General features: G+C 62.4%; 15 protein-coding genes, 2 tRNA genes and 1 other RNA gene. 3 read left to right on the top strand and 15 right to left on the bottom strand.

Annotated features, from left to right (window positions below):
- Positions 1 to 177 precede the first annotated feature (177 nt).
- The gene (locus FHP89_RS14195) at positions 178 to 1,092 is read left to right on the top strand and encodes a ZIP family metal transporter (protein WP_260851615.1); all 915 of its coding nucleotides are present in this window, start codon (positions 178 to 180) and stop codon (positions 1,090 to 1,092) included.
- 56 nt (positions 1,093 to 1,148) lie between these two features.
- Here the strand turns inward: FHP89_RS14195 and ffs are convergent.
- The 4 genes from ffs to rnr form a co-directional block, all read right to left on the bottom strand.
- Positions 1,149 to 1,247: signal recognition particle sRNA small type (gene ffs, locus FHP89_RS14190), an RNA gene on the bottom strand.
- A gap of 76 nt (positions 1,248 to 1,323) precedes the next feature.
- The gene (locus FHP89_RS14185) at positions 1,324 to 3,000 is read right to left on the bottom strand and encodes an AMP-binding protein (protein ID WP_144179073.1); all 1,677 of its coding nucleotides are present in this window, start codon (positions 2,998 to 3,000) and stop codon (positions 1,324 to 1,326) included.
- A gap of 144 nt (positions 3,001 to 3,144) precedes the next feature.
- A complete protein-coding gene (rlmB, locus tag FHP89_RS14180; protein WP_144179074.1) occupies positions 3,145 to 3,897 on the bottom strand; it encodes a 23S rRNA (guanosine(2251)-2'-O)-methyltransferase RlmB in 753 nt (250 codons plus the stop codon).
- A complete protein-coding gene (gene rnr, locus FHP89_RS14175) occupies positions 3,890 to 6,175 on the bottom strand; it encodes a ribonuclease R (protein ID WP_144179075.1) in 2,286 nt (761 codons plus the stop codon). Before rnr ends, rlmB begins: the two co-directional genes overlap by 8 nt.
- Positions 6,176 to 6,211: 36 nt before the next feature.
- On the opposite strand from rnr, the gene FHP89_RS14170 reads away from it, so the two are divergent.
- Both FHP89_RS14170 and FHP89_RS14165 read left to right on the top strand, forming a co-directional pair.
- Positions 6,212 to 6,298 (top strand) — tRNA-Leu (locus FHP89_RS14170).
- Positions 6,299 to 6,434: 136 nt separating this feature from the next.
- Positions 6,435 to 6,521, top strand: a tRNA-Leu gene (locus tag FHP89_RS14165).
- A 122-nt stretch (positions 6,522 to 6,643) separates the two neighbouring features.
- On the opposite strand, the gene FHP89_RS14160 is transcribed toward FHP89_RS14165, so the two are convergent.
- The 11 genes from FHP89_RS14160 to hisS form a co-directional block, all read right to left on the bottom strand.
- A complete protein-coding gene (locus FHP89_RS14160; RefSeq protein ID WP_144179076.1) occupies positions 6,644 to 7,954 on the bottom strand; it encodes an adenylosuccinate synthase in 1,311 nt (436 codons plus the stop codon).
- A complete protein-coding gene (locus FHP89_RS14155) occupies positions 7,947 to 9,116 on the bottom strand; it encodes an ATP phosphoribosyltransferase regulatory subunit (RefSeq protein WP_144179077.1) in 1,170 nt (389 codons plus the stop codon). The genes FHP89_RS14160 and FHP89_RS14155 overlap by 8 nt, the downstream gene beginning before the upstream one ends.
- Positions 9,117 to 9,128: 12 nt before the next feature.
- Positions 9,129 to 9,317 (bottom strand): DUF2065 domain-containing protein, encoded by a 189-nt coding sequence (locus FHP89_RS14150; protein WP_144179078.1) that lies wholly within the window; start codon positions 9,315 to 9,317, stop codon positions 9,129 to 9,131.
- On the bottom strand, positions 9,314 to 10,204 hold the full coding sequence (gene hflC, locus FHP89_RS14145) for a protease modulator HflC (RefSeq protein ID WP_144179079.1): 891 nt from the start codon (positions 10,202 to 10,204) through the stop codon (positions 9,314 to 9,316). Before hflC ends, FHP89_RS14150 begins: the two co-directional genes overlap by 4 nt.
- Positions 10,204 to 11,448, bottom strand: coding sequence for an FtsH protease activity modulator HflK (gene hflK, locus FHP89_RS14140; protein WP_144179080.1), 1,245 nt, complete (start codon positions 11,446 to 11,448; stop codon positions 10,204 to 10,206). The genes hflC and hflK overlap by 1 nt, the downstream gene beginning before the upstream one ends.
- 11 nt (positions 11,449 to 11,459) lie before the next feature.
- Entirely contained in the window at positions 11,460 to 12,617 is a 1,158-nt protein-coding gene (gene hflX / locus FHP89_RS14135; RefSeq protein WP_144179081.1) for a GTPase HflX, read from the bottom strand.
- A gap of 41 nt (positions 12,618 to 12,658) precedes the next feature.
- The gene (hfq, locus tag FHP89_RS14130; RefSeq protein WP_144179082.1) at positions 12,659 to 12,904 is read right to left on the bottom strand and encodes an RNA chaperone Hfq; all 246 of its coding nucleotides are present in this window, start codon (positions 12,902 to 12,904) and stop codon (positions 12,659 to 12,661) included.
- An 88-nt stretch (positions 12,905 to 12,992) separates the two neighbouring features.
- Positions 12,993 to 14,321, bottom strand: a complete 1,329-nt coding sequence (der, locus tag FHP89_RS14125) for a ribosome biogenesis GTPase Der (RefSeq protein WP_144179083.1) — start codon at positions 14,319 to 14,321, stop codon at positions 12,993 to 12,995.
- Between the two features lie 12 nt (positions 14,322 to 14,333).
- Complete coding sequence (gene bamB, locus FHP89_RS14120) at positions 14,334 to 15,479, bottom strand: outer membrane protein assembly factor BamB (RefSeq protein WP_144179084.1); 1,146 nt, start codon at positions 15,477 to 15,479, stop codon at positions 14,334 to 14,336.
- A complete protein-coding gene (locus FHP89_RS14115) occupies positions 15,479 to 16,132 on the bottom strand; it encodes a YfgM family protein (RefSeq protein ID WP_144179085.1) in 654 nt (217 codons plus the stop codon). The genes bamB and FHP89_RS14115 overlap by 1 nt, the downstream gene beginning before the upstream one ends.
- Positions 16,119 to 17,414, bottom strand: a complete 1,296-nt coding sequence (gene hisS, locus FHP89_RS14110; RefSeq protein WP_144179086.1) for a histidine--tRNA ligase — start codon at positions 17,412 to 17,414, stop codon at positions 16,119 to 16,121. The genes FHP89_RS14115 and hisS overlap by 14 nt, the downstream gene beginning before the upstream one ends.
- Positions 17,415 to 17,439 lie beyond the last annotated feature (25 nt).

Here is a 17,439-nt window from a genome sequence, read left to right as displayed (position 1 = left end):
CGCAGCGCCGCCATGGACTGCCCCACAGATTCAGGCCATGCCTGACGGTCGCATCGAGACCCCTCCATCGACCTGAAGGCATTTGCGTAGGCTATAGACAACTTAGTTATTTATCGTTGGAAACTATTCTCAGATTTGGGGACACTGAGGCATCAAGATCATTTACCGGAGAACGCCATGAGCACCCGCGAGCTTCGTCTCCTGTCCCACACGCTGATGCCGCACCCCCTGCCCCGCCATTGGATCGGCGCGGCCTTGCTTCTTGTCGGCATCGCCATCTACGGCCGCGATCTGTATCAGCTCGCCTCAGGCATGGCCACCGACCCGGTGGTCGGGCGCGCCTTTTCCGGCGGCATGCTGGCCGCCATGGCCACCGCGCTGGGCACGCTGCCGGTGCTGTTCGCGCGGCCCTTGTCGGCCCGCACGCAGGCGGCGATGCTCGGCTTCGGCGCGGGCGTGATGCTGGCGGCGACCGCGTTTTCGTTGGTGCTGCCAGGGCTGGATGCGGCGCGCGAAATCTGGAACGACCCGTGGATTGCCGGCGGCGTGATGGCCATCGGCATTCTCGCGGGCGGCGGTGCGCTGCTTTGGCTGGACGGGCGGCTGCCGCACGAACACTTCCTGAACGGTACTGACGGCGTCGACACCGAAGCGCTGGCCCGCGTCTGGCTGTTCGTGTTTGCCATCGCCCTGCACAACCTGCCCGAAGGCCTGGCCATCGGTGTGGCCGCAGCCAAGGACGGCGCGGGTGCGGCCGCACTGGCCATGGGCATCGCGATTCAGGACATCCCGGAGGGGCTGGTCGTGGCCCTGGCCTTGCGCGGCGCGGGCTACCGGGCCGGGACGGCGGCCCTGGTGGGGGCGGCCTCGGGTCTGGTCGAGCCGGTGGCTGCCGTGCTCGGTGCCAGCCTGATTCAGGTCTCGGCCGTCGCCCTGCCCTGGGGTCTGGCGCTGGCGGCCGGCGCGATGTTGTTGGTGGTGAGCCACGAGATCATCCCGGAATCGCATCGCAGCGGCCACGAGGGCGCAGCATCAAAGGGCCTGCTGATCGGCTTTTGCGTGATGATGCTGCTCGACACCGCGCTCGCCTGAGCGCCGCTGCGCAAAGAAAAACGCCGACCCTTGCGGATCGGCGTTTTTGTATTCAGGGTGGCGAGCCTGACCCTCGGCACTTGCAGGGAACGGCTGTGGCTGCTGCCTTCCGGCCCTGACCAGGTTCACCGCGCTGCAATGCGAGGAGACCCGCCACGGCGGCATTGTATCAGCTTCTCCCGACCGTGGGCGTAGCGTCTGTCGCACTGCGTCAATTGCCGGCAGCACCCCTTATTTGAGATCGGGGAAGTCGTCCTCAAAGAACTCCATCGCCCCTTTGTCGCCACGCGCCTCTTCCTGCTTGCGCAGTTCGACGCGACGGATCTTGCCCGAGATGGTCTTCGGCAGATCGGCAAACTCCAGGCGGCGGATGCGCTTGTAGGGCGCCAGGTTCTCACGCGTGAAGGCAAAGATGTCGCGCGCCAGCTCAGCGCTCGGGCTCTGACCTTCGACCAGAATCACGAAGGCCTTGGGCACCGCCAGCCGCAGCGGATCGGGGCTGGGCACCACGGCCGCTTCGGCCACCGCCGGATGCTCGATGAGCACGCTTTCGAGCTCGAAGGGGCTGATCCGGTAGTCGGAGGCCTTGAACACATCGTCGGCACGGCCAACATAGGTGATGTAGCCCTCGGCATCGATCTGCGCCACGTCGCCGGTGTGGTAGAAGCCGTCGCGCATCACTTCGGCGGTTTTGTCCTCATCGCCGGCGTAGCACAGCATCAGCCCCATCGGACGGGCCGACAGGTCGAGGCAGACTTCGCCCTCCTCGGCCGGCTTGCCTTCGCTGTCGATCAGCGCAATCTTGTAACCGGGCAACGGGCGCCCCATCGAACCCGGCTTGAGCCGCTGGCCCGGCGGGTTGCCGATCTGGGCGGTGGTTTCGGTCTGGCCGAAACCGTCGCGAATGGTGATGCCCCAGGCTTTTTCGACCTGCTCGATCACTTCCGGATTGAGCGGCTCGCCCGCACCGATCAACTCGCGCAACGAGGTCTTGTAGGCGGCCAGATTCTGCTGGATGAGCATGCGCCATACGGTCGGCGGCGCACACAGGGTGTTGATCTCGTACTTGACCAGCACATCGAGCAAGGCCTTGGCGTCGAAACGGGTGTAGTTGTAGAGAAAGACCGTGGCGCCCGCGTTCCACGGCGCGAAGAAGCAGCTCCAGGCATGCTTGGCCCAGCCCGGCGACGAGATATTCATGTGCCGGTCGCCCGGCTGCAGGCCGATCCAGAACATGGTCGACAAGTGACCGATCGGGTAGGACTGGTGGCTGTGCTGCACCAGTTTGGGCTTGGAGGTGGTGCCGGAGGTGAAGTACAGCAGCAGCGGATCGGTGACCTGGGTCATGCCATCGGCCACAAAGGTCTCGTTGGCCGCACTTGCGTCGTCGTACGACAGCCAGCCCGCACACGGCGCGCCGACGGCGATGCGGGTAAAGCCGCTCTTGCCTTCGAACTTGTCGACATGCGCATGCCCGATCACCGCGTGCCTGACCTGGCCACGCTCGATCCGGTCATCCAGATCGTCCGGCGTGAGCAGCGTGGTCGCGGGGATCACCACCGCCCCCAGCTTGATGGCGGCCAACATGGTCTCCCAAAGCGGAACCTCGTTGCCGAGCATGATCAGAATGTGATCGCCACGCGCCACGCCCTGCGCACGCAGCCAGTTGGCCACTTGATTGGAGCGCGCCGACATCTGCGCAAAGCTGCGCTTCGACTCGCTGCCGTCCTGCTCGACAAGCCACAGCGCCGGCTGATCGTTGTTCTTGGCCATGGCGTCGAAGTAGTCGATGGCCCAGTTGAACTCACTCAACTGCGGCCACTGAAACCCGGCGTAGGCCGTGTCGTAGTCGGTGCGGTTGGCCAGCAGAAAATCGCGGGCCTCAAGAAATTTGGCGACAGCGCTCATCTAGACGTCTCCCTCAACGGTGTATCCGTGGCTGAATCGCTGTACGGTGCCATACGGCACCGTACAGGCAAGAGCGCATTGATACCGTTGACGTCAACGTAATGCAAGCCGAAATCGGCATCTCGGCCGATGAGTTGACTCGCATCAAGCGCGGCGCTGCCTTGCGGCCTCAAACAAACAGATGCCGCTGGCCACCGACACATTCAGACTATCGACCGAGCCATACATCGGGATACGCGCCAGCACATCGCAGGTATCACGCGTCAAACGGCGCAAGCCGTCGCCTTCGGCGCCCAGCACCCAGGCGATCGGGCCGGTCTGGTCGACAGCGTAGAGGTCTTGCTCGGCCTCCCCTGCCGCACCGATGATCCACACGCCGGCTTCCTGCATCTGGCGCAAGGCCCGCGACAGATTGGTGACCGTCACATAAGGGACCGTGTCGGCGGCGCCGCTGGCCACCTTGATGGCCGTGGCGTTAAGGCTGGCCGAGCGGTCCTTGGGCGCAATCACCGCTTGCGCGCCGGCCGCATCGGCCACCCGCAGGCACGCACCCAGATTGTGCGGATCGGTCACGCCGTCGAGCACCAGCAGCAGCGCGGGACCTTCGAGTGTGTCGAGAATGTCGTCGAGCTGCAGTACCTTGTGGCGAGCATCGACGCGGGCGACCACGCCCTGGTGCACCGCCCCACCGGCCATGCCGTCGAGACGGCCAGTATCGGTCGGAATCACACGGACATTGTGCGTCTCGGCCAGCGCGACCAGATCCCGCGCGCGACCATCATTGCGCTGCGCAGCGACATGGATTTCGACCACGCCCTCGGGATCGTTGCGCAGGCGCGAGCGCACCGCATGAAAACCAAAAATGAAGCGGGTCTCGCGCCCGGAGGGATTAGCCACGTCGTTTGCCTTTCTTTTGTTTGCCAGCGCCCGCACCGGGAGATGTCTCGGTGACCAGACGAAAATCGATCTTGGTGGTTTCCATATCGACGCGCATCAACTGCACGGTGATGCGGTCCGACAAGCGGAAGCGCTTGCCGCTGCGCTCACCGAGTAGCTCGTGACGCGACTCGTCGTAATGGAAATAGTCTTCGCCCAGCTCGGAGATGTGCACCAAGCCTTCGATGAACACATTGTCCAGCGCGACGAAGAGGCCGAAGGGTACCACCGAGGACACGCTGCCGGTGAACACCTCGCCGACCCGATCCTGCATGTAAAAACACTTCAGCCAGGACTCGACATCGCGCGAGGCTTCGTCAGCACGCCGCTCGGTTTGCGAGCAATGCAGACCGATTTGCTCCCAGTCGCCCGGCCGGTATTGCTGACCGGTGAGCACCGCCTTGATCGCCCGGTGAACGAGCAGGTCAGGATAGCGTCGAATGGGCGAGGTGAAGTGCGTGTAAGCCTCGTAGGCCAGGCCAAAGTGGCCGACGTTGTCCGGGCTGTAAATCGCCTGACGCAAGGAGCGCAGCATCACCGTCTGCAACAGCGGCATGTCTGGCCGGTCTTTTACTTTGGCCAGCAAGGCTGCGTAATCCTTGGCCGTGGGGTCATCCCCGCCCCCGAGTTGCAGGCCGAACTCGCCAAGAAAACTGCGCAACTGTTCGATCTTCTCGGGCTTGGGCCCCTCGTGCACCCGGTACAGCGCCGGATGGTGATTGGCCTGCAAGAAGTCTGACGCACAGACGTTGGCCGCCAGCATGCATTCTTCGATCACGCGATGCGCATCATTGCGCACCTCGGGCACGATCCGGTCGATCTTGCCTTCGTCGTTGAAGATCATCCGTGTTTCGGTGGTCTCGAAGTCGATGGCACCGCGCTTGGCGCGCGCCTTGAGCAGCACACGGAAGAGTTGATCGAGGTTCTCGAGCTGCGGCAGACGCTCGGCCAGCGCCTCGCGAACCTCGGGATCCTTTTCATACAGCGCCGCCGCGACCTGGTTGTAGGTCAGCCGCGCATGCGAGAACATCACCGCCGGATAAAAGCGGAACTGCTTGATCGCCCCGGTCGGGGAGATGTTCATGTCGCACACCATGCACAGGCGGTCGACTTGCGGGTTGAGCGAACACAGGCCGTTGGACAGATTCTCCGGCAGCATCGGGATCACACGACGGGGGAAATACACCGAGTTGCCACGGTCGACCGCGTCCGAATCCAGCGCCGAACCTGGCTCAACATAGTGCGACACGTCGGCAATTGCCACCAGCAGGCGGAAGCCCCGACCAACGCGCTCGCAATACACCGCATCGTCAAAGTCCTTGGCAGTCTCACCATCAATGGTGACCAGCGGCAGATGACGAATGTCCTCCCGCCCGGCCAGGTCTTTTTTGCGCACGCCCTTGGGCAGGGCGCGGGCCTGTGCCTTGGACTCCGCCGAGAACTCAAACGGCAGCTCGTGCTTGCGCAGCGCAACCTCCACCTCCATGCCCGGATCGGCATAGCGCCCCAGCGTTTCGACGAGGCGGCCTACCGGCGGCGCATGCTTGCTGGGCTGTTCGACCAGCTCGACTACCACCACTTCGCCGGCCTCGACCTTTTTCTTGCGGCCGCCCGGCGCGAGCAGGATGTCACGCGCGATGCGTCGGTTCTCCGGCACCACGACAAGTACGCCATGTTCGCTGACCACACGGCCGACCACGCGCGTGTTGGCGCGTTCGAGCACTTCGACGATCTGACCTTCCGGCCGACCCCGGCGGTCCATGCCGGAGACGCGGACGATGGCGCGATCGCCATGCAGCACTTCACGCATCTGACGCGGACCGAGAAACACATCGCCCGACCCATCGTCGGGAATGAGAAAGCCAAAGCCATCGGGATGACCCTCGACCCGGCCGCGAATCAGCGCGGCCTTGTCGGGGATGAGATAGGCATCGCGCCGGTTACGCACCAACTCGCCTTCGCGCTCCATGGCGCGCACCCGACGCTCGAAAAACGGCAGCTCATCGGCACGGATATCCAGCGCCTCGGCCAGTTGCGGCAACTGCATCGGATGGCCCGCCTCAACCAGCATCTGGAGCACATACTCGCGGCTGGGCAAGGGGTACTCGTAGCGCTCGGTCTCGCGCGCAAAGAACGGATCGGCGCGGCGAATGGCGCTGAGTTTACGTTTTGACTTGCGCGCCGGCGCGGCTTCAGCCTGGCTGACCTGGGGTTTTGTTTTTTTTGTGGGTCGATTCATTGACAACCTTTTTTGAACAGATATAATGCGCGGCTCGCCCAGATGGCGGAATTGGTAGACGCGCTAGCTTCAGGTGCTAGTATCCTTACGGATGTGGAGGTTCGAGTCCTCTTCTGGGCACCAAATCCGGGAAAGCCAGTCAGATTTCTGACTGGCTTTTTCTTTTTCCGGACCGGGTAAAGAGTCAGCGTTCGCCAGCCCTGTTTTTCTTGAAATAATAATTGCACTTTTTTTTCCTGAAGCTATAATTTGCGCTCTTGCCCAGATGGCGGAATTGGTAGACGCGCTAGCTTCAGGTGCTAGTATTCTTACGGATGTGGAGGTTCGAGTCCTCTTCTGGGCACCAGTTTCAAAAAGAGCCGACCGAAAGGTCGGCTCTTTTACGTTCACCCGGCTCAAAAGCGACTCGAGCACCGCCGACTCAAGCACAGCGTAGCGGCAAGGTTCTCGCCGCTACGCCACGCCTGATTACTTGAACGGGTGGCGCAAGACGATGGTCTGATCCCGGTCGGGACCGGTCGAGATCATGTCCACCGGCACCGCACACACTTCTTCAATACGCTTCAGATACGCGCGGGCAGTTGCCGGCAGCGCATCGTAATCCTTGACGCCAACGGTGCTTTCCTTCCAGCCCGGCAGCGTTTCGTACACTGGCACACAACGCGCCGTCTCTTCGGCGCCCACCGGCAGAATATCGGACAACTTGCCGTCGATCTGGTAACCGGTGCACAGCTTGACCTCTTCCACCCCGTCGAGCACGTCGAGCTTGGTCACACACAGACCCGACACGCCGTTGATCTGGATAGAGCGCTTGAGCGCAGCCGCATCAAACCAGCCGCAGCGACGCGCCCGGCCCGTGGTCGCGCCGAATTCGTTGCCCTTGGTGGCCAAGTGCTTGCCGACCGGATCCAGCTTGCTCTCGGCGTCGTACAACTCGGTCGGGAACGGCCCCGAACCCACGCGCGTGGTGTAGGCCTTGGTGATGCCCAGCACGTAATGCAGCATGCTCGGCCCCACGCCAGCGCCTGCGGCGGCCGCACCGGCGACGCAGTTGCTGGAGGTGACGAACGGATAGGTGCCGTGATCGATATCGAGCAGCGTCCCCTGAGCGCCTTCAAACAGCAGGTTGGCACCCTCGCGGTGCGCATCATAGAGCGCACGCGGCACATCGGCGACCAAGGCTTCGAGTCGCGGCGCCATGGCCAGCGACGCATCCAGAGTTTCCTGGAAGTCCACCGGCGCAGCACGGTAGTACTGGGTCAGCATGAAGTTGTGATAGTCGAGCAGTTCGGCCAATTGCTCGGCAAAACGCTTCGGACGCATCAAGTCCTGCACACGCAGACCGCGGCGAGCCACTTTGTCTTCATAGGCCGGCCCGATGCCACGCCCGGTGGTGCCAATCTTGTTGGTGCCACGCGCCGCTTCACGGGCGATATCGAGCGCCTGGTGGTAAGGCATGATCAGCGGGCAGGCTTCGGAAATGCGAAGGCGCTCGCTGACATTCACACCCACCGCTTCGAGCTTGTCGATTTCCTTGAACAGCGCCTCGGGCGACACCACCACACCGTTGCCGATGTAGCAGGCCACGCCTTCGCGCAGGATGCCCGACGGAATCAGGTGCAGGACGGTTTTCTGGCCGCCGATCACGAGGGTGTGACCCGCGTTATGGCCTCCCTGGAAGCGGACAACGCCTTGCGAGTGGTCGGTCAGCCAGTCGACGATCTTGCCTTTACCTTCATCGCCCCATTGCGTGCCGATAACAACTACGTTCTTACCCATGTGCTGCACCCTCTCCCTCGAGCGATACGACCAGCCATTGCTCGTCGTGCCATACCATTTGACGGTCACACCCCGTCTCGCCCCACGAGCCCTCATGGCCCGGCAAGGTCTCGACGACAATCTCACCACGCGCGCGCAAGGCGCGCACGGCTTCATTCAATCCGTCCGGACCACTCACCGGCGCGAGAATCGCACCGGGCAGATCCGGCGCCGGCAGGCGCTGCACCAGCTCACGCAAGTCCAGACTAAAGCCCGTTGCCGGACGGCCGCGTCCGAAAGCCTTGCCAACCGCGTCATAACGACCACCCAGCGCAAGCGCACTCGGCGAGTGCCCACCATAAGCTGCGAACACCACACCGCTGTGATAGTGGTAACCGCGCAGATCGGCCAAATCGACGCTGATCGGCAAGCCCGGCAAGGCCGCGGCAATACGATCAAGCTCATCCAGTGCCGTGACGACTTCCGGCCAATCCGGCAACACACGGCGCGCTTCGATCAGTACCGAGGCATCACCATACAGCTTGGGCAGCGCAAGCAAGGCGGAGCGCACCGTGGCATCCAGCGGCGCCAAGCGCTCGGTCAGGGTCGGAACATCCTTGGCTTGCAACAGACCGAACAGCTCCCGCACCGCGTCGTCATCCATGGCGGCGCGGCCGACCAGCGCGCGGAACAAGCCCACATGCCCCAAGTCGATCCGTGAGGTCGGCACTTCTGCAATGCGGAGCACCTCGGCGAGCAGCCGAATGATCTCAATATCCGCTTCGATACCGGCGTGGCCGTATAGCTCTGCGCCAATCTGGATCGGCTCCCGACTGGCGGTCAGCGTCGCGGGCAAGGTGTGGGCCACGGCGCCGCAATAGCATAGTCGGCTCACACCTTGGCGATTGAGCAGATGCGCGTCGATACGCGCCACCTGCGGCGTCATGTCGGCGCGCACACCCAAGGTGCGACCGGACAACTGGTCTACCAGCTTGAAGGTGCGCAAACGCAAGTCCTGTCCGGCGCCGGTCAGCAACGAATCGAGATATTCCACCAAGGGCGGTACGACCAGTTGATAGCCGTGCAAGCGGAAGGCGTCCAGCAGCTTCCGACGCAGGTGCTCGAGCTTGTCCGCCTCTGGCGGCAGGACATCCTGAAAGTATTCTGGCAGTACCCAGCGCATCACGCGTGCCGTTTAGTCATTGAAAACAAGAAGGAGAATGAGCCCGATCAACATCGAGCTCAATCCGATAAAACGAATCTGCCCATCCTCCATGAGAACGGCTTTCCGGAACACCTCGCGCCAACGCCCGGGGGAAACGAACGGTAGCACGCCCTCAATCAACAACATGAGGGCGAAGGCCGTTATCAGGGAGGATTTCATTCCGTCGGGCTTTTCCGAAGCGTCGCGCCACCTTTCAGATACTTGAAGAAGTCGCTGCTCGGCTCCACCACCAGCACGTCACCCTTGTCAGCAAAGCTTTGACGATAGGCCTGCAGGCTGCGGTAGAAGGAGTAGAACTCGGCGTCGGCACCAAAGGCTTCGGCGTAAATCTCGGTAGCCTTGGCATCGCCCTCACCCTTGATGCGCTGGGAGTCACGATACGCATTGGCAATGATGACCTCGCGCTGACGATCGGCATCGGCGCGGATCTTCTCGGCCTCCGCCGCACCCTCTGAACGCAACTCATTGGCCACCCGCTTGCGCTCGGCTTCCATTCGGCGATACACCGATTCGGACACCTCGGTCGGCAGATCAACCCGCTTCAGTCGCACGTCCAGAATCTGCACGCCGATTTTCCGGGAGTCCTGATCGGCCTTGGCACGCATCTGCTCCATGATCTCATCGCGCTGACCCGAGACCACTTCATGCACCGTCCGCTTACCAAACTCTTCGCGCAAACCCGAGTTCACGGTCTGTTCGAGACGGGTAATCGCTCGCCGCTCATCGCCACCGACGGATTCGAGGAAGAGCTGCGGATCGGAGATGCGCCACTTGACGAACAGGTCAACCAGCACGTTTTTCTTTTCAGAGGTAATGAAGCGCTCGGGCTCCGGCGTATCCATGGTCAGAATGCGCTTCTCGAAGAAAGTCACGTTCTGGACCAGCGGCACCTTGAAATTCAAACCCGGCTCTTTGATGACCCGCTTGATCTCACCGAACTGACGAACGATGGCGAACTGGCGCTTATCGACGGTAAACATCGACATGGAGACAAGGGCCAAGGCAAAGAGCACGGCCCCCAATAGGATCGGTGTACGCTCACGCATCAGCGGCCTCCCAACTCACGGCTGTTACGAAGGAAATCCCGACTGCGCACATCGTCACCAATCGAAGCCGATCGCGGTGTCTCGGTCCCGGCCACGACGCTGGTCGTATTGCGGGCTTCTGCGCGCGCCGCCTCGCTTGCGCCCGACGATTGAATCAGTTTGTCCAGCGGCATCAGCATCAGGTTTCCACTGCCTTTCGTATCCACCATGACCTTCGTGGTGTTGGAGTACATGTCCTGCATGGTCTCAATGTACATGCGGTCGCGCGTCACCTTGGGCGCCTTGCGGTACTCCGCCAGCACCTGGGAGAACCGACTCGCTTCACCCTCGGCATTGGCCACCACACGTGCAGCATAACCACTCGCCTCTTCAGCCAACCGGGACGCCGTACCGCGCGCCTTCGGAATGACGTCATTGGCGTAGGCCTGACCTTCGTTGGTCTGACGCACACGGTCCTGACCGGCCTTGACCGCATCGTCAAACGCGGCCTGCACCTGCTCTGGCGGCTGGGCGTTGCGCATGGTGACCTGGCTGATCTGAATGCCCGTCTGGTAACGGTCAACGATTTCCTGCATCAAGTCCTTGGCACGGACGGCGATTTCCTCACGGCCTTCGTACAGTACGAAGTCCATGCGGTTGCGACCGACGATCTGGCGCACTGCCGTTTCGGCGGCCTGAGCAACCGCCTCATCCGGGTGACGGTTGTTGAACAGATAGTCTTCCGGGCTCTTCAGGATGTACTGAACCGCGAACTGAATATTGATGATGTTCTCATCGTCGGTCAGCATCAGCGCTTCGCGCAGCACCTTGTTGCGCTCCGCGCCGCGATAACCCACTTCGATGGTTCGCACGCCGGTCACGTCGACCAGTTCGTGGCTCTCGATGGGGAACGGCAGACGCAAGTGCAGACCCGGCTCGGTGGTCTCGTTGTACTCGCCGAAACGCAGCACGACCCCGCGCTGGTTGGCATCAACAATATAGAAACCACTGGCACCCCAAACGAGCAGCACCAGCACGATGAGCGCACCGAGGCCACCTCCGAACTGCCGTGGGCTCAGGGACGGCATGCCGCCCCCACCACCGCCGTTGCCATTGCCGCCACCACCGCTACGGCGACCAAAAAGACCTCCGAGACGACGATTGACGTCGCGCCACAATTCATCAAGGTCAGGAGGGCCGTCTTTTGGGCGGTCCCGCTCCTGATCGTTCCCCTGGTTACCCCAGCGAGGATCATTCAGCGACATGAGTGTTTCCATTAGGAATGGAGTGGATCGAAATGAGAAGACGGCTGATGATCTGAATCATCTGCCCTCAGGCCTGCGGCAAAGCGCTCCGCTTCCTCAGCCAGCGCCAGTCGTAGCAAATCAAGCCCCTCGCCTGTCTTGGCGCTCGCGAAAACGCGGCCGATTCTATCACAGCCGTCCCGCTCAAACCGGGCTGGCGTCCCGCTGCCGTCAATCTTGTTCCAGACCAGAATCTGCGGAATATCTCCCGCACCGATCTCGCCCAGAACACCATTCACAGCGGCAATTTGCGCATCCCGGTCATCACTACCGGAGTCGACCACGTGCACCAGCAAATCAGCGTTGACCGTTTCCTCGAGCGTTGCATGGAATGCTGCCACCAGACTATGTGGCAGATCCCGGATGAATCCGACCGTGTCCGACAGCACAATGTTCCCCGCCTCGCCCAAAAACAGTCGGCGGGAGGTGGTGTCCAGCGTGGCAAACAACTGATTGGCGGCGTACGCACCGGCCTTGGTCAATGCGTTGAAAAGCGTCGACTTGCCGGCGTTGGTGTAACCGACAATCGATACAGACAAGACGTCGCGACGCTCTCGCGCACGCCGGCGAACCCGGCGCTGGTTTTCCAGCTTTTCGAGTTTGCCACGCAGCGTCTTCACCCGAGCGCCAATGAGTCGGCGGTCGGTTTCCAGCTGGGTTTCGCCCGGGCCGCGCAAACCCACACCGCCCTTTTGCCGCTCGAGGTGAGTCCAGCCACGAATCAAACGCGTCGCCAGATGCTCGAGTTGCGCCAGCTCGACCTGCAGCTTGCCCTCATGGCTACGCGCCCGCAGGGCAAAGATATCGAGAATCAGCGCCGTACGATCAACCACCCGGCACTGCAGCACGCGCTCGAGGTTGCGCTGCTGGCCCGGGCTCAGGGCGTGATTGAAGATCACGAGATCTGCCTCATGGCCGGCGAGCAGATCACCAATCTCTTGCGCCTTGCCCTTACCGACAAACAAGGCTGGGTCCGGCGCACGGCGTTTGGCGCGGACGATGGTTTCGACCGTCGCACCAGCACTCTGTGCCAGCAAGACCAACTCGGCCAGACGCTCTTCAATGGCGTCCTGGCCCAGATCAATCTGCACCAGGACTGCACGCTCTCCCGCTTCGGGGCGGTCAAACATAAGACGCCCCGGCAATCTGCCCGATGGGTATGAACAACACCTTAGGCTTCGGGCTCACCCGGCTCCTGCTGCTGGAAGTTGACCGGGCGGGCCGGCACAACCGTCGAAATCGCATGCTTGTAAACCATTTGCGTCACGGTGTTGCGCAGCAACACCACGTATTGATCGAAGGACTCGATCTGGCCCTGCAGCTTGATGCCATTGACCAGGTAGATGGACACCGGCACGTGCTCGCGACGCAGCGCGTTGAGGAAGGGGTCCTGCAGGAGTTGGCCTTTGTTGCTCATGTTTTAGCCTCTATCGTTATGTGGGCGTAATTTAATTGATTCCGCAGTGCAACACCAATCGGCGCGCCTGACGGAGGTGGTGTGGATGCTACTTTCGATCGCTATACGGGTTGGTCGATGACCGGAACTGGATGCGCAACGGCGTCCCCTGCAACTTGAACGCCTCCATGAACATGCGCTCCAGGTACCGCGTATAGCTGGCCGGAATTCCCTCCAGACCCGTGCCATGAATCACAATAATCGGCGGATTGCTGCCGCCTTGGTGGGCGTACCGCATCTTCGGACGGAACATCCGCACCTTGGGCGGCGCCTGCTTGGTCACCGCCTCTTCAAGCAAGCGGGTCAGCTTCGGGGTCGACAATTTGGCCATCGCCGCGGCGAAGGCTTTGTCGACGGACGACATGACGCCGCTGATGCCCTGCGACTTCAGGGCGGATACATAATGCTGGCGGGCAAAGCTCAAGAACGGCAGCTTTCGCATCACGTCGCTCTTGATCTGCTCACGCCGATAGCTGTCAACGCTGTCCCACTTGTTGATGGCCAGCACCAGGGCGCGTCCGGTTTCAAGCACAAAACCGGCAATGTGCGCATCCTGGTCCGACACGTCCTGACTGGCGTCCAGCACCAGCACGACCACGTTCGCCTGCTCGATGGCCTGCAGCGTCTTGATGACCGAGAACTTCTCGACCGCTTCAAACACCTTGCCACGCCGACGTAGACCGGCGGTGTCGATCAGTTTGTATTCGCGGCCGTTGCGTGAAAACGGGATGGAAATTGCATCGCGCGTTGTGCCGGGCATGTCGAAGGCAATGACCCGCTCCTCGCCCAGCAAGGTGTTGATCAGGGTGGACTTGCCAACGTTCGGCCGGCCCACAATCGCCACGCGCGGCCCGACGTCTTCCAGTTCAGCGGGCGGCGTCTCGGGGGGCAGCACCTCGAAGATTTCGTCAAGCAAGGGGTGCACACCGTCGCCGTGCGCCGCGGAAATGACCAGCGGCGCGCCCAGGCCCAGTGCATGGAATTCAGCGCCGAGCACGGCACGATTCGCCCCCTCGCCTTTGTTCACCACCAGAAACACCGGTCGATCGACGCGGCGAAGCCGATTGGCAATTTCCTGGTCGTGCGGAGTCAGGCCGCTGCGACCGTCGACCATGAACAGCAGCACGTCGGCTTCGGCGATGGCCTGCTCGGCCTGCCGCGCCATCTCGTGCATGATGCCGTCTTTGGCGACCGGGTCAAAACCGGCGGTATCGACCACCAGATAGTCGCGCGAGCCGAGGCGACCGACACCGTAGTGACGGTCCCGCGTCAGGCCGGGCTGATCCGCAACCAGCGCATCGCGCGTTTTGGTCAAGCGATTGAAAAGGGTTGATTTACCGACGTTCGGCCGACCAACCAGTACCAGCGTAGGGATCACTTTCGACCTTTATCAGCGCGGCTGAAACACATGAATGCCACCCGCGCGCGTCTGCACAAGCACAAGCTCGCCCAACGCGCGCGGTGCCACGGAGACGCCGCTGCTATCGGCCTGAGTGCGGCCGATGAAGGCGCCGTTCTCGAGGCTGAGCAGATGCACATAACCTTCGGTATCACCCACCACCACACCAGCACTGGTGGCCAAAGGCGCGGTCAGCACCCGGCGCACGAGTTGATCCTGGCGCCACATGCTGGCGCCACTGAAGGCGTCCAGCGCGGCCACGGCATCGGTATCTTCGGTGACATACACCTGACGCACATCGCGACTCATCCCGCCACGGGCCGACACCGGCCGGCTCCACAGGGTTTTGCCATTTGTCACGTCAAAGCAGCTGACGCGCCCCTGGAAGGCGGCGGCGCACAGGGTCTGACGATGCAGCACCGGGTCGCCGACCACGTCGGCAATGCGCTCAAGCTCGGTCGCGCCCGCCGGCAAGGCCACCGACAGCTCCCAGATCAAGCCGCCGTTGTTCAAATCAAGCGCCGCCAGCTTGCCGCCGGGGAAGCCGAGCACCGCCACGTTGTTTTCGAGCAACATGCCCGAGGGGTTGCGCAGGGTCAGCGCCGGCGTGGTGCGTCGGTAGGTCCATTTGATGGCGCCGTCTTTACGGTCCAGGCCGAACACCCGGTTGTCGCTGCTGCGCACCACCACGAAATCCTTGGCGACGCCAGGTGCGGCGAGCACCTCGGCATTGACCTTGGCGCGCCAGCGTTCAGCGCCTGAGCTGGCATCCAGCGCAACGACTTCACCCGCGCCGTTGGCCACCACGGCCAGATCCGCATCGGCGCCGACACCGGCGGTCAGACCGCCATCGACACGCACACGCCACCGGGTCTGCCCACCGGAAAAACGGGCCACATCGCCCGCTGCCCCGGCTGCGATCACCTCGCTATCGAGCACCGCAGGTTCAAACCGGTAAATATCGGCCTCGCCGATTTTGGCGGACCACACCGGCGACAACGTGGCCGAGGCTTTGAATTCCGGTAGCGGCGCCATCTTCGGCGCGGGCGTCGAGAACGGGTTAAGCGCATCGAGCGAGCTGCAGCCGACCAGCAAGGAGGTGGCGGCCAGCGCCGTGAACAAACGGAATGAACGCATCAGCGAGCACCTCCCATAAGCGCTTCGAGCTTGATTCGGATGATTTCTGCACTGCGGTCGCCCGGCACGATCACCGCATCGGCGGCGTCAAGCGCTGCCTGGTAGGCCTTGCGCGCATCGTCAATTTTGCCGTCCGCGACCAAAGCATCGCCACGCAGATCGTGATGACGCACTTTCAAGGCCGGCGGCGGCTCGTCGGCCAGCAAGGCCAGCGCCGCGGCGGTGTCGCCAGCGTCCAGGCGCACGGCGGCAAGGCGCAGGCGGGCGATATCGCGCATGACGGGCTCGCTGGCGTTTTTGGTGACCCACTCCAGCGGCAGCGCCGCATTGCCGGTATCTCCTGCCGCCTGCTGCACCTTGGCAGACATCAACGCCGCCAGCGGTGCGTAGGCCGTACCGGAAAAATTCTCAAGAATCTGGCCGGCCGCCTGGCGCGCCGCCGCCGCGTCGTTGTCGACCACGGCCTTTTGCACCACGCTATACAAGGCGGCCGCTTCGGCCGTCTGTTTGCGCTGATACCACTGCCAGCCTTGCCAGCTGACCGAGGCGACCGCGGCGATCACCGCCACCGTCGTCACCATCCAGCCGTACTGCGCCCACCACGCCTTCAGTTCGGCGAGTTGTTCCTGCTCTTCAAGATCATAGACTGCCATCGTCATCTTCCACGGCAAATAGGAGGTCGGCCAGCACATCGGCCAGTTGATCGGCGGCAACGCGTCGCTGCTCGCCGCCGTCGCGCAAGGGTTTGAGTGTCACTTCAGCCGCAGCGGCTTCATCGTCACCGATAATCACGGCACAGGGCGCACCGCTGCCGTCGGCCTTTTTCATCTGCGCCTTGAAGTTGCCGCCACCGCAATGGAGCAGCACGGAATAGCCGTGCGCCCGCATGTCTTCGGCCACCCGGAAGGCGAAGGTTTGCGCCGCCTCACCCTGATGGACCACGTAAATATCGGGCACTTCGCGCTCGGGCTCGCCGCCCGAACTTTGCCAAAGCGCGAGCAATCGCTCAACACCCATCGCAAAGCCGGCGGCAGGTGCGCTCTTGCCGCCGAGTTGCTCGATCAGGCCGTCGTAACGGCCGCCCGCACACACCGTGCCCTGCGCGCCGAGCTGATCGGTCACCCATTCGAACACCGTGCGATTGTAGTAATCGAGACCACGCACCAGACGGGTATTGATGCGATACGGAATGGCGTTGTCTTTGAGGATGCTCTGGACACCATTGAAATGCGCCAGGGACTCCTCACCGAGGTACTCCATCAAGGTGGGCGCGGCTTCGACCAGCGCCTGCATATCCGGGTTCTTGGTGTCGAGAATACGCAGCGGATTGGAGTACAGCCGGCGCTTGGCCTCTTCGTCCAGTTGCTCGGCATGCGCTTCAAAATACGTAATCAGGGCCGCCCGGTGCACTGCCCGCTCCTCGGAAGAACCGAGTGAATTGAGCTCGAGGTGGATATCCTGAATGCCCAGATCGTCCCACAGCCGGGCGCACATCAGAATCAGTTCGGCGTCGATGTCCGGCCCGGCAAAGCCCAGCGCCTCGGCACCGATCTGATGAAACTGCCGATAGCGCCCTTTTTGCGGGCGCTCGTGGCGAAACATCGGGCCGTAGTAATAGAGCCGCTTCGGGCCGCTGTGCAGCAGGCTATGCTGCATCACGGCGCGCACGCAGGAGGCGGTGTTCTCGGGGCGCAGCGTCAGATGCTCACCGTTGAGCGCGTCTTCGAAGGAGTACATCTCTTTTTCAACGATGTCGGTCACTTCACCGATGGCGCGGCGAAACAGCGGCGTGGGCTCAACAATGGGGGTGCGAATCGGCCGATAGCCGTAGCTCTTGAGCCAGTCACGAATCAAGGATTCGAACTGCTCCCAGGTCTCGGCTTCGTCCAGGAAAATATCGTTCATGCCACGTACGGCACGCAGGCTTTGACTCATGTCTGCTGTCTTTCTTCTGTTCTAC

Origin of the sequence: Denitromonas ohlonensis (assembly GCF_007625205.1) — a bacterium.
Classification (GTDB): Bacteria; Pseudomonadota; Gammaproteobacteria; order Burkholderiales; family Rhodocyclaceae; genus Nitrogeniibacter; species Nitrogeniibacter ohlonensis.
The sequence above is the reverse complement of the archived record's forward strand: the minus strand, read 5'-3'. Positions and strand labels throughout refer to the sequence as shown.

Bases quoted from the DNA above. Each gene is read 5' to 3' on its own strand.
- FHP89_RS14150 (WP_144179078.1), bottom strand. From the start codon at position 9,317: ATGAAATCCTCCCTGATAACGGCCTTCGCCCTCATGTTGTTGATTGAG.
- hfq (WP_144179082.1), bottom strand. From the start codon at position 12,904: ATGAGCAACAAAGGCCAACTCCTGCAGGACCCCTTCCTCAACGCGCTG.
- hflC (WP_144179079.1), bottom strand. From the start codon at position 10,204: ATGCGTGAGCGTACACCGATCCTATTGGGGGCCGTGCTCTTTGCCTTG.
- hflK (WP_144179080.1), bottom strand. From the start codon at position 11,448: ATGTCGCTGAATGATCCTCGCTGGGGTAACCAGGGGAACGATCAGGAG.
- FHP89_RS14155 (WP_144179077.1), bottom strand. From the start codon at position 9,116: ATGCGCTGGGTACTGCCAGAATACTTTCAGGATGTCCTGCCGCCAGAG.
- FHP89_RS14160 (WP_144179076.1), bottom strand. From the start codon at position 7,954: ATGGGTAAGAACGTAGTTGTTATCGGCACGCAATGGGGCGATGAAGGT.
- bamB (WP_144179084.1), bottom strand. From the start codon at position 15,479: ATGCGTTCATTCCGTTTGTTCACGGCGCTGGCCGCCACCTCCTTGCTG.
- hisS (WP_144179086.1), bottom strand. From the start codon at position 17,414: ATGAGTCAAAGCCTGCGTGCCGTACGTGGCATGAACGATATTTTCCTG.
- FHP89_RS14185 (WP_144179073.1), bottom strand. From the start codon at position 3,000: ATGAGCGCTGTCGCCAAATTTCTTGAGGCCCGCGATTTTCTGCTGGCC.
- rnr (WP_144179075.1), bottom strand. From the start codon at position 6,175: ATGAATCGACCCACAAAAAAAACAAAACCCCAGGTCAGCCAGGCTGAA.
- hflX (WP_144179081.1), bottom strand. From the start codon at position 12,617: ATGTTTGACCGCCCCGAAGCGGGAGAGCGTGCAGTCCTGGTGCAGATT.
- FHP89_RS14195 (WP_260851615.1), top strand. From the start codon at position 178: ATGAGCACCCGCGAGCTTCGTCTCCTGTCCCACACGCTGATGCCGCAC.
- FHP89_RS14115 (WP_144179085.1), bottom strand. From the start codon at position 16,132: ATGGCAGTCTATGATCTTGAAGAGCAGGAACAACTCGCCGAACTGAAG.